9 protein-coding genes and 1 pseudogene are annotated in these 11,201 nt (G+C 62.2%); 3 read left to right on the top strand and 7 right to left on the bottom strand.

The window, feature by feature from the left end; all coding sequences use genetic code 11:
- Together Q0K09_RS09140 and Q0K09_RS09135 are read left to right on the top strand one after the other, a co-directional pair.
- Nucleotides 1–119, top strand: a pseudogene (locus Q0K09_RS09140) (electron transfer flavoprotein subunit alpha); the annotation flags it as partial.
- A 235-nt stretch (nt 120–354) separates the two neighbouring features.
- Nucleotides 355–1,497: an acyl-CoA dehydrogenase gene (locus tag Q0K09_RS09135; protein ID WP_294475549.1), complete on the top strand. Its 1,143-nt coding sequence runs from the start codon at nt 355–357 to the stop codon at nt 1,495–1,497.
- Nucleotides 1,498–1,619: 122 nt separating this feature from the next.
- Here the strand turns inward: Q0K09_RS09135 and Q0K09_RS09130 are convergent, their stop codons facing one another.
- Complete coding sequence (locus Q0K09_RS09130) at nt 1,620–1,802, bottom strand: hypothetical protein (protein ID WP_294475547.1); 183 nt, start codon at nt 1,800–1,802, stop codon at nt 1,620–1,622.
- 419 nt (nt 1,803–2,221) lie between these two features.
- On the opposite strand from Q0K09_RS09130, the gene Q0K09_RS09125 reads away from it, so the two are divergent.
- Entirely contained in the window at nt 2,222–3,148 is a 927-nt protein-coding gene (locus Q0K09_RS09125; RefSeq protein ID WP_294475545.1) for a hypothetical protein, read from the top strand.
- Between the two features lie 115 nt (nt 3,149–3,263).
- Here the strand turns inward: Q0K09_RS09125 and Q0K09_RS09120 are convergent, their stop codons facing one another.
- The 6 genes from Q0K09_RS09120 to Q0K09_RS09095 form a co-directional block, all read right to left on the bottom strand.
- Nucleotides 3,264–4,427, bottom strand: coding sequence for an ABC transporter permease (locus Q0K09_RS09120; protein ID WP_294475542.1), 1,164 nt, complete (start codon nt 4,425–4,427; stop codon nt 3,264–3,266).
- On the bottom strand, nt 4,424–5,164 hold the full coding sequence (locus tag Q0K09_RS09115; protein ID WP_294475541.1) for an ABC transporter ATP-binding protein: 741 nt from the start codon (nt 5,162–5,164) through the stop codon (nt 4,424–4,426). The genes Q0K09_RS09120 and Q0K09_RS09115 overlap by 4 nt, the downstream gene beginning before the upstream one ends.
- Before the next feature lies 1 nt (nt 5,165).
- Entirely contained in the window at nt 5,166–6,926 is a 1,761-nt protein-coding gene (locus tag Q0K09_RS09110) for an HlyD family efflux transporter periplasmic adaptor subunit (protein WP_294475539.1), read from the bottom strand.
- Nucleotides 6,927–7,128: 202 nt separating this feature from the next.
- Nucleotides 7,129–7,821, bottom strand: coding sequence for a response regulator transcription factor (locus Q0K09_RS09105; protein ID WP_294475538.1), 693 nt, complete (start codon nt 7,819–7,821; stop codon nt 7,129–7,131).
- On the bottom strand, nt 7,822–9,234 hold the full coding sequence (locus tag Q0K09_RS09100) for a HAMP domain-containing sensor histidine kinase (RefSeq protein WP_294475537.1): 1,413 nt from the start codon (nt 9,232–9,234) through the stop codon (nt 7,822–7,824).
- A gap of 278 nt (nt 9,235–9,512) precedes the next feature.
- Nucleotides 9,513–11,003, bottom strand: a complete 1,491-nt coding sequence (locus Q0K09_RS09095; protein ID WP_294475535.1) for a DUF1846 domain-containing protein — start codon at nt 11,001–11,003, stop codon at nt 9,513–9,515.
- Between the last annotated feature and the right edge of the window lie 198 nt (nt 11,004–11,201).

The following is an 11,201-nucleotide window of genomic DNA, read 5'->3' as shown; positions in this document are numbered from 1 at the left end:
TTGCCATCAACAAGGACCCCGACGCCCCCATCTTCGACGTGGCCGACTACGGCGTGGTGGGCAACCTCTTTGAGGTGCTGCCTGTGCTCACCGAGGAGATCAAGAAGGCCCGGGCCTAGGGCTTATTTGAAACATGTCAACATGCCCAACCGGCGGGTCTTTTGCCCCCCTGGACGGCGCAATTTTTCCTTGCAATCCGCCAGGATTCCTGGGTCAAAATTGCTTGCCAGCGGCCCAAAATCCCTCGCTGCCGGACACATCGCCAATTTTCAAACAAGCCCTAAGGGCATCATCACGGCGTGAGTTCCGAAAGGATTCACCATAAAAAATCTGAAGACAAGGAAGGGATCTGCTATGAATTTCCATTTTACCCCCGATGAGCAGGATGTCCTGAACATGCTGCACGACTTCTGTCTGAAGGAAGTCGCCCCCATCGCCGCGGAGATCGACGAGGAAGAGCGCTTCCCGGAGGAGACCTGGCACAAGCTGGCCGACATGGGGATGATGGGCGTGGCCTATCCCGAGGAGTACGGCGGGGCCGGGCTGAGCTACGTCAACTACATCGGCGTGTGTGAGGAGCTGGCCAAGCACTGCGCCACCACCTCCGTCATGGTCTCCGCCCACAGCTCCCTGTGCTGCTGGCCCATCAGCGAGTACGGCACCGAGGAGCAGAAGCAGAAGTACCTGACCAAGCTGGCCACCGGCGAGTGGCTGGGCGCCTTCGCCCTCACCGAGCCCGGCGCGGGCACCGACTCCGCCATGCAGAAGACCGTGGCCGAGGACAAGGGCGACCACTGGGTCCTCAACGGCAGCAAGATCTTCATCACCAACGCGGGCTTTGCCCATGTGTTCGTGGTCCTGGCCATGACTGACAAGAGCCAGGGCACCAAGGGCATCTCCGCCTTCATCGTGGAGCGGGACTTCCCCGGCTTCAAGGTGGGCTCTCACGAGAAGAAGATGGGCATCCGCGGCTCCTCCACCTGCGAGCTGGTGTTTGAGGACTGCATCGTGCCCAAGGAGAACCTGCTGGGCGATCTGGGCAAGGGCTTCAAGATTGCCATGACCACCCTGGACGGCGGCCGCATCGGCATCGGCGCCCAGGCCCTGGGCATTGCTCAGGCGGCCATCGACGAGTGCGTGAAGTACACCAAGGAGCGCGTGCAGTTCGGCAAGCGCATCAGCCAGTTCCAGAACACCCAGTTCCAGCTGGCCGACATGCAGGCCAAGGTGGATGCGGCACGGCTGCTGGTCTACCGCGCCGCTCAGGCCAAGCAGGACCACGAGCCCTACGGCCACCTGGCCGCTATGGGCAAGCTGTACGCCTCCGAGGCCGCCAGCGACGTGACCCGCCGCTGCCTGCAGCTCACCGGCGGCTACGGCTACACCCGCGAGTATCCCTTCGAGCGCTTCATGCGTGACGCCAAGATCACCGAGATCTATGAGGGCACCTCCGAGGTCCAGCGCATGGTCATCTCCGGCTGGATGGGCGTGAAGTAAGAAGGACGTTCCGCCAAGCAGGGGGCCGTAAAAAGCGCTTCTGAAAAAGGAACTCCCCCCGCACCCTTGGGTGCGGGGGGAGTTCCTTTTTTCTTGTCTCAGGGGGAGGAAAGGCAGGGGGCTTACGACGCGATCAGAATCCGAATACGGCCTCCGGCGGCGAAGTCCAGGTCGTCGTACCAGCCCCGCAGGCTGTAATCGGAGCCGAGGATTTCATTGAGGGTGGTGGCATACAGGTCCCCGGAGCTGTCCCGCAGGTAGACCTGGACGTTTTCCGCCAGCAGGTATCTCTGGTTGCCGGACATGGCGGAGAACTCTGTGAGGTCGGTGAGGTAGACCGGCTAATCCACCACAGCCATATTGTGATTTTCTCCGGTGAAAGCTACCGTCTTACGCAGTCCATGCACCGGCAACGCAGTTCTTTTTGAAAAAGGGCTTGGGGGCTCCAAAATGTGAGCAAAAGGGCGTGAGCGTTTCGTGCGCCCGACCCTCGCAAAAGGGCTCCAAAACTCTTGCAAAAGAGCGTGATCTGTTAGCGCACCAAAAGGTGTGCGTTGGGGCTCGCCCCATGCAGTCCTGACAAGTTTATTGGGTGTTGAAGGTGCTCACTTTTTTGGAGCCCTTTTGCAAGACTTTTTTATTGACAAACACAAATTTTGCCGATATAATAATTAGTAGTTGTCGCTTGGAAAGGCAGTGCATATCACATAAAGGAGGTTTCATTATGAAAATATCATCAACTTTTCAAGCAATGTCATATAACAGCATTATAAACGCAAATCGAATGGGGCAGGGAGTAGGCAAAAATGCTCAGGGTGTGTTTGGCTTTGGTTTGCCATTCCAGAAAAATCGTTTAGATTTCTCTCCCTATGGAACATCATCTGGTATCGTTGATGCTCTAAATAAGCAAAAAATGTCAATCGAAAATTGGAAAAGTGAATTGATTTTATCCGCTAAGGAAAGAGGGTTGTCCCAAGAGAGTATACAGGCTCGACTGGATTCTTACGACGAGCAGATTAAAAAAATTGACGAACAGATTACCGAAGCAACCATTCAACAGATGATGACAGCCGCCGAACAGCAAAAGAACGTTGTCAAGAAGAACGATTCTGAGCCCAAGACAGAGCAAGAGATTCAGAATGAGAAAATGAAGAATTTGATGTCACTTTCCTCCGGGCTTGACAAAGTTTCCATCATGAGTTCCGTGAAAACAAGAGTTGACGGGAGCAGCCGTGTGTTAGAAACCGAGATTGAATTAGATAAAGCACGTGCAGGATCTTCTCCCGGTTCTGCCGAGTCGATTGCAAAAAAGGAAGAAGAATTAGCTGCATTACAGCAGCAGTCCAGAAGCTTGAACGTTGAAATTGGCAAGCAACTGACCGACCTAAATGAACAGATTCAGGAGAACAATAAGCCGATTGATAAGGTGGAAGAACCCGAAAAAGATGAAAATGACGCCACCGGCAACGAAAATGTGGAGAATGCCGCCGACACAGACAATAGGAACGATGACACAAACGTAGAGGATAGTGAAGAAACAAGTACAAGTAGACCGGGTGCTTTCCAACCTATGATTGAGCGATATGTTCAGATGGCTCAACTATCTAAGACAGATGCTGTGGAGGTTTCACAGGTGGACGCTCTTGCGTGATAATTTCAAAGCCTAAAACGACAAAAGCCTTTGTATCGATTGTCGTTTTAGGCTTTTATTTATTCTCTGGCATAGTGGGAATAGTGGAAAGCTGCCTGCCAAATCGTGTGCTACTTTACCGCACATGAGCATTCTTGGCGGGGAGGTAGCCGAAGAGGATACCGATGCCCACCGAGATGCCGAAGGCCATGCCCACTGCGGCCGCCGTGGGGGAGACGGTCAGGGTCTCCCCCATCAGCCGGGTGACCACCCGGGAGGCCAGGACGGAGAGCCCCCGGCCGATGAGAATGCCGGTAATGCCCCCCAGGGCGCTGGTACAGGCGGCCTCGATGACAAACTGCTGCATGATGCAGCGCTCCTTGGCCCCCAGGGACTTGCGGATGCCGATCTCCCGGGTCCGCTCGGTGACCGAGACCAGCATGATGTTCATGATGCCGATGCCACCCACTACCAGGGAGATGGCGGCGATGCCGGCCAGGACCCCCACCAGAATGTTAATCATACTGGTCATGGTCTCCAGCATTTCGGCCATACTGGTGACGGTATAGTAGCTGTCGCTGGCAAAAACGGCATAGAGGGCGCGCTCCAGGGCGTCCACGCTCTCGTCGATGTGGTCCTCGTCCCGCATGGTGACTACATAGCTGCTGATCTCCCCCGAGATGCGGGAGGCGGTGGAGTAGGGCAGGTAGAGGCAGTCGTCAGCGCCCCCCTCCTCCAGGCGTTCGCCGCTCTGGGCCAGGACCCCCACGATGGTGAGGCTGGTCCCCCCCACCCGCAGGGTCTCTCCTACGGCGTTACCGCCGAAGTAGGCCTGGTCCAGGAAGGCGCCGATGACGCACACCTTGCTCCGGTTGGCAATGTCGCTGTACTGGAGCCCCCGCCCTTTGGCCACCGTGTCGCCCGATATCCCGAAATAGTCCTCGCTGACCCCCATGCTGGAGGTGGAGGAGAGGGTCTCCGAGCCGATCTTTACATAGCCCATCATGTTCACTGTGGGAGAGCACAGGTCTAGGTACTGGCTGTTCTCCGCCACAATCTCGTACATCTCGTCCACGCTGAGGCTCCGGGTGGAGCCCCGGGACATGACGGTGACGGTGAGGGTGTTGGTGCCCATATCGGAGAAGCTGCCGGCGACATACCCCTCCAGCCCGTTGCCCAGGCCCACGATGACGATGACGGCAGCCACGCCGATGATGATGCCCAGCATGGTCAGGAGGGTCCGGGTCTTGCTGGAGACGATGTTCTTCAGGGCCAGCTCCACAGATTCCAGAATGCTCAAGAGGGGACACCTCCCATCCCTGCGGCCCTGGGGGTCACCACCGCCTCCGGCGCGTCGGAGGGGCCGTCATAGAGGACGTGGCCGTCCTCCAGCCGGATGATGCGCTGGGCCTGGACCGCGATGGAGTTGTCATGGGTGATGAGGACCACGGTATGTCCGGCGGCGTGGAGCTCCTGGAGGATGCCCAGCACCTCCCGGCCGGTGCGGGAGTCCAGGGCGCCGGTGGGCTCGTCGGCCAGGATGACCGCCGGCTCCCCCACCAGGGCCCGGGCGATGGAGACCCGCTGCTGCTGCCCGCCGGAGAGCTCGTTGGGCTTGTGCTTTATCTTGTCCCCCAGGCCCACCATCTCCAGGGCGATTTTGGCCCGCTCCCGGCGCTCCCTCTTGGGGACCCCGGCGTACATCAGGGGGACCTCCACGTTTTCCAGAAGATTGAGCTTGGGCAGCAGGTTGTACTGCTGGAAGATAAAGCCCAGAAGCTCGTTGCGGATTTCGGCCAGCTCGTCCTTGTCCATCTGGCCCACATCCCGGCCGTCCAGCAGATAGGTCCCCTCAGAGGGCACATCCAGGCAGCCGATGATGTTCATGCAGGTGGACTTGCCGGAGCCGGACTGGCCCACGATGGCCACGAACTCCCCCTTGAAGACCTGGAAGGAGATGTGGTCGGCGGCCACCACGGTGTCGTCGCCCATGTAGTAGTACTTGCACACCTGCTGAAATTCAATGAGCGCCTTCATCTCAGAACCCTCCCGGTCCGCCGCCGCCTGGCATTCCGCCGCCCATGCCGCCTCCGCCGCCGGGTATCCCGCCCATCATGGCGAAGCCGCCGGAGGATCCGGAGGTGGGGAGATAGGCCACCACATCTCCCTCCTGAAGCCCGGAGGTAATCTCGATGTAATCGCCGTCGGTGACGCCGGTGGTGACGGCCACGGAGACGTATTCCTGGGTCTCTTCCTCCGCTGGGGCCTGCGTCCCCTCAGGCGGCGCGGCATCCTCAGGCAAAGCCTCCTCGGGGCCTCCGCCCCCGGTCTGGGCGGCGTTGGCGGCGCTGGGGGAGTCGGCGGTGACCAGCACGGTGTCCCCCCGGTTCAGGGCGGCGGTGGGGATGGCCAGCACGTTTTCGGCGCTGGAGAGGGTGATGGCGGCGTCCACGCTCATGCCGGGCAGGAGCCCGTCGGTCTCGTCAATGCGGATGGTGACGGGGTAGGTGGTGGCGCTGCCGCTGGAGGTCCCGGCCACGCTGACCTTGGTGACCACGCCCTCATAGGTGACGCCCTCCACGGCGTCGGCCGTCACGGCGACGCTCTGCCCCACGGCGATGTCGGAGATGTCCAGCTCGTCCACGCTGAGGGTCATGGTGAGGTAGGAGAGGTCGTAGATGGTACACAGCACCTGGTTGGACTCGGAGATCTCCCCGGCGTTGTAGTATTTGTCCACAATGGTTCCGGTGATGGGGGCGGTGATGGTGTAGTCGTCCAGCTGCCCGGTCTGGTTCTCATAGGAGATCTGGGCATTCCGCAGGCTCTCAGAGGCGCTTTGGACCTGGTTCTCCAGGGTTTCGCTGGTCAGGACCAGGAGGGTCTGCCCCTTCTCCACCCAGTCCCCCAGGGAGACGGAGAGGGCGGACACGGTGCCGGAGACCTGGGTGGTGACGGCCTCCTCGCCGGCGTAGGCAAAGGCGCCGCTGGAGCTGCTGCCCACGCCGTTCACGGTGGCGGAGGCCGTCTGATCGGTGGAGAGGCCCCCGGGGTTGGACACCTGGACGGTCACCTCCCGGACGATCCGGTTTCCGGCGAGGACGGTGGTGTTGGCGGCGATTTCGCTGACGGCGCCGCTGAGGGTCTCAAAGGTGGAGTCCAGGGTGACGTCGGCAGCCTGCCCCACATAGAAGCCCTGGGCGTCGTCCGCCGGGAAGGAGACGGTGAGCTCCATCACGTCGGAGTTGCGGAGGGTGGCCACCTGGGTCCCGGCGCTGACCTCGTCCCCCACCTCCACGTCCAGGGTGAGGACCCGCCCGGCGATGCCGGCGGTGACCGTCAGGTCCTCCAGATTCTCCACCGCGCTGTCATAATTCCGCTGGGCCTGATTCACCGAGATCTGGGACTGCTCCAGGGAGCTGGCCGCGTCGGAGGAGTCGATGGTGTAGAGGACCGCGCCCGCCTCCACCTGGTCTCCCTCCTCAAAGTTGGCGGAGAGGATGCTCCCTTCCAGCAGGGTGGTGACCGAGTAGGAGTCGGCGGCCTCCAGGGTGCCGCTGCCGGTGATGGAGGCGGTAATGGTCCGCCGCTCCACCGCCGCTGTGGTATAAGAGGAGCCGGCGGCTGCGGCGGCGTTGTCCCTGCTGCCCAGAAAATACCAGACTCCGCCCCCGGCGGCGGCGCACACCAGCACCAGGGCCGCGGCCTTCTTGACCCAGCCGCGCCGGCGCCGCCTCTTTTTTTGCGGGGCGGCAGGGGCCGTCCCCTCTCCACCTTGTTTCCTTCCAAGCGTGAGCTTCATATGTCCAGCCTTCCTTTCCGTTGAGATGCGGGAAACCTTGCTTCTGGGTCCATTATAAAAAGCCGCTCACAACAGGAGGTGGTAGATGCTCGAAACAATTTCTAAACAGGCTCCAAAGGTTTTCCAACGCCGTCCATCCGACAAAAAGCGCCGCCCCGGGGGGAAGCTCTTCCCTCCGGGGCGGCGTTTGCCCGGCGCCTGGTTACGGCTTATTGAGCCGGTAGCCCGCCCCCCACACCGTCTCGATGATTTTGGGGTGGGCGGGGTCGTCTTCGATCTTTTCCCGGATGCGGCCGATGTGGACGGTGACGGTGGCGCTGTCCCCCATGTAGTCGTAGCCCCAGATGGTTTCAAAGAGCTGCTCCTTGGAAAAGACGATGTTGGCGTTCTCCGCCAGATATTTCAGCAGGGTGAACTCCCGGTTGGGGAGTTTGAGCTCCCGTCCGGCCTTAAAGACCTTCCAGCTCCTGGGCAGGATTTCCAGGTCCCCCACCACAATGCGCTGGGCCTCCCCCCGCCCGCCGCCTGTGAGCCGGGCGTAGCGGTTCAGATGGGCCTTTACCCGGGCCACCAGCTCAGCGGGGTCGAAGGGCTTGGCGATGTAATCGTCGGCCCCCAGCCCCAGGCCCCGGATTTTGTCCACCGACTCGGTCCGGGCGGTGACCATCAGAATGGGGACGTCCACCTTGGCCCGGATGCGCCGGCAGATCTCGTAGCCGTCGCACCCCGGCAGCATCAGGTCCAGGAGGAGGAGGTCGTACCGCTCCCCCAGGGCGGCGGAGACCGCCTCCTCCCCGTCGGAGATCAGAACGGTCTCAAAGCCCTCGATCTCCAGGTAGTCCCGCTCCAGCATGGCGATCTCCCGGTCGTCCTCCACAATCAGGATGCGGCTCATTCAAAGTCCCTCCTCGTCGCAGGGCAGGGTGATCTCGAAGACCAGCCCGTGGTCGTTCCGGGCCGTCACCGTTCCCCCGTGCGCCTGGATGATGTATTTGACAATATACAGCCCCAGCCCGCTGCCCTCGCAGCCCCGGCTGCGCCTGGCCTGGTCGCCCCGCCAAAACCGCTCGAAGAGGTGGGGAAGCTGTTCCTCCGGCGCCCCCTGGCCATTGTCGGCAAAGCGGAGGCATTCCCGGTCCCGCTCCCGCCACACCGTCAGGGTCAGCCGCAGGGGATCCGCCCCGGCGTACTGGACGGCGTTGCTGGTCAGATTGCTGAGCACCCGGGTCATCTGTTCGGTGTCAATCCGCACCGGATGGGGGGCCGGGGCCCCTTTGACTTCCACCGTGCCGCCCCCCTCGGCCAGCTCCCGCCCGGCCTCGGCGGCGAAGCGGCGGACGAACGCCCCCAGGTCGGCGGGCTCCGGGAAGAGGGGCAGGGCCCCGGTCTCCATCTTGGAGAAGTAGAAGAGCCGCTGGAGCAGCACGTCCATGTCGCAGGCCTTCCGGTAGGCGATGTCCACATACTGCCGCCGCTTCTCCGGGGTGTTGGCCACCCCGTCCCGGAGGCCCTTGAGGTAGCCCTTCACCGAGGTCAGGGGGGTCCGCAGGTCGTGGGAGATGCCGGCCACCAGCTCGGTGCGGGCCCGTTCATAGGCGGCGTTCTTCTCCCGCTCGGCCAGCAGGTGCTCCTGCATGTGGTCGAAGGCGGTGAAGACGGCGGTAAACTCGTCCTGTCTGCCGTAGTTCAGGGGCTGGGAGAGCTCCCCCCGCTCCACCCGCTGGGCGGCCTCGGTGAGCTCCTCCACCGGCCGGAGCAGCCGCTTGACCTGGAAGCGGGTAAAGGCCAGGCTCAGCAGGACGATGACCACGATGGACGCCAGGCCGCTGACCATCAGGCCCAGCATGGTGGCCTCCGACTGGGGCCGCCGCCCGCCCATGATCTCGGGGAATTCCGGCTGGGCCATGGCGATGATGGTATAGGGGGCCTTCTCCACCCCCACCATCATGACCCCGTCGTTGCGGACCGAGGTGGCCACATCCTCCAGCCAGCCGGTGGAGGCCAGCCGCCGCAGCAGCTCCGTCTGCCCCCGGTCCAGGGAGGAGTAGACCTGGTGGTCCCGGACGCCCACATACAGGCCGTACTCCAGCGCCCGGAGTTCCTCGTCCAGGTCCTCCCAGGTGCCGGCGGCCGGCTCCCACCGGGTGAGGAGGGCCTGGACCTGGGCCGAGCGCTGGTCCATCCCGGCCCGGCCCTGCTCCAGGTAGCTCCTGGAGATCCACCGCGTCACCAGACTGTTGACTGCCAGCAGAGCCGCAAGGGCCGCCAGCACCGCCGCCGTATGGTAAAGAAAGATGCTCCGCTTCACCCGCTGTGCCTCCTCCCCGGCCTGTACAGCCCATTCTACCCCCCGTCCCTAGGGCTTGTTTGAAAAATGTCAACATGCCCAACCGGCGGGTCTTTTGTCCCCTGGACGGCGCAATTTTTCCTTGCAATCCGCCAGGATTCCTGCGAAAAAATTGCTTGCCAGCCGCCCAAAATCCCTCGCTGCCGGACACATCGCCAATTTTCAAACAAGCCCTAAACAAAGCCCTGGGAAATCGCAAACAATTTCAAAATTTTTCGGCATCCCGTCCGGCGTCCGCCTCAGAGGCCCTTGTGATAGAGTTTGTTGGTCTCATAGGCCGGCTCGCAGGTCAGGCGCATCCCCAGCTTGGCGTAGGTGCCGGAGTCCGCCGGGGAGAGGATGACGGAGGAGTGGGCCTCGCAGTCCCGGAGGTGCTCCAGCTGGTCCAGGGCCTGCCGGGCCAGGGGGTTGGTGGTGGCGCTGATGGCCAGAGCGATGAGGGTTTCGTCGGAGTGGAGCCGGGGGTTGGCGCTGCCCAGGTGCTTGACCTTTACGGTTTGGATGGGCTCGATGGCCTCCCGGGAAATGAGGTGGTGCTCATGGCCGATGCCGGCCAGGCGCTTGAGGGCGTTGAGCAGGGTGGAGGAGGAGGCCCCCATCAGGTCGGTGGTTTTGCCGGTGACCACCTCGCCGCTGGGGAGCTGGATGGCGGAGGCGGGGTTCCCCGTCTCCTCGGCCACGGCCAGGGCGGCCCCCACCACCGGGCGCAGGGAGGCGTCGGCCTTCACCTGCTGCATCAGAAGCTCCAGCTTGTAGACCGGCTCGTCCCCGCAGCGGCCCTGGCGGCGGTCGCACAGGGCGGCGTAGTACCGGCGGATGATCTCCTGCCGGGCGGCCTCCTGGACCACCTGGTCGTCAATGATGCAGCTGCCCGCCATGTTCACCCCCATGCCGGTGGGGGACTTGTAGGGGCACGCGCCAGTGATTTTCTCGAAGATGGCCGCCAGGACGGGGAAGATTTCCACATCCCGGTTGTAGTTCACCGTGGTCACCCCGTAGGCGGCCAGGTGGAAGGGGTCGATCATGTTCACGTCGTTGAGATCGGCGGTGGCCGCCTCGTAGGCCAGGTTCACCGGGTGCTGAAGGGGCAGGTTCCAGATGGGAAAGGTCTCAAACTTGGCGTAGCCGGCCTTCACCCCCCGCTTGTGCTCGTGGTAGAGCTGGGAGAGGCACACCGCCATCTTGCCGCTGCCTGGGCCGGGGGCGGTGACCACCACCAGGGGATGGGAGGTCTCCACATAGTCGTTTTTTCCATAGCCCTCGTCGCTGACGATAAGGGGCACATTGTTGGGGTAGCCGGCGATGGGGTAGTGGAGGAAGACCCGCATCCCCAGGCCCTCCAGCCGCTTTTTGAAGGCGTCGGCGGCGGGCTGGCGGTCATACTGGGTCACCACCACGCTGCCCACATACAGCCCCTGCCCCCGGAAGGCGTCGATGAGCCGGAGGACGTCCACGTCGTAGGTGATGCCCAGGTCCCCCCGGAGCTTGTTCTTCTCGATGTCCCCGGCGCAGATGGTGACCACCACCTCCACGTCGTCCTTGAGCTCCTGGAGCATCCGGATTTTGCTGTCCGGCGCGAAGCCAGGCAGCACCCGGGAGGCGTGATAGTCGTCAAAGAGCTTGCCCCCGAACTCCAGGTAGAGCTTGTCCCCGAACTGGGCGATGCGCTCCTTGATGCGGGCCGACTGGGTCTCCAGGTATCTCGCGTTATCAAAGCCGATTTTTCTCATCTGCCTGTCCCCCTTCAAATTCACAATCAATTTATTCTACCCTGCCCAACTCCTTCCGTCAAGGACTTCCGCCTGGCCCCGGTCAACCGGGCCCGCCGCTGCCGCAGTGGGAAACTGTAGGTTTGTCAAACATATTGGACGGCGAAGTCACAAGGCGAAAGCCAGCGGAGGGGCCTCATGGGGAAGTTGTTGGAGCGT

The organism is uncultured Intestinimonas sp., from assembly GCF_944387725.1.
Lineage (GTDB): Bacteria > Bacillota > Clostridia > Oscillospirales > Oscillospiraceae > Intestinimonas.
Note: the sequence above shows the minus strand (reverse complement) of the source record. Positions and strands in the feature narration are given on the sequence as shown.

Bases quoted from the DNA above. Each gene is read 5' to 3' on its own strand.
- Q0K09_RS09105 (WP_294475538.1), bottom strand. From the start codon at position 7,821: ATGAGCCGCATCCTGATTGTGGAGGACGACCGGGAGATCGCCATGCTG.
- Q0K09_RS09135 (WP_294475549.1), top strand. From the start codon at position 355: ATGAATTTCCATTTTACCCCCGATGAGCAGGATGTCCTGAACATGCTG.
- Q0K09_RS09095 (WP_294475535.1), bottom strand. From the start codon at position 11,003: ATGAGAAAAATCGGCTTTGATAACGCGAGATACCTGGAGACCCAGTCG.
- Q0K09_RS09115 (WP_294475541.1), bottom strand. From the start codon at position 5,164: ATGAAGGCGCTCATTGAATTTCAGCAGGTGTGCAAGTACTACTACATG.
- Q0K09_RS09110 (WP_294475539.1), bottom strand. From the start codon at position 6,926: ATGAAGCTCACGCTTGGAAGGAAACAAGGTGGAGAGGGGACGGCCCCT.
- Q0K09_RS09130 (WP_294475547.1), bottom strand. From the start codon at position 1,802: ATGTCCGGCAACCAGAGATACCTGCTGGCGGAAAACGTCCAGGTCTAC.
- Q0K09_RS09125 (WP_294475545.1), top strand. From the start codon at position 2,222: ATGAAAATATCATCAACTTTTCAAGCAATGTCATATAACAGCATTATA.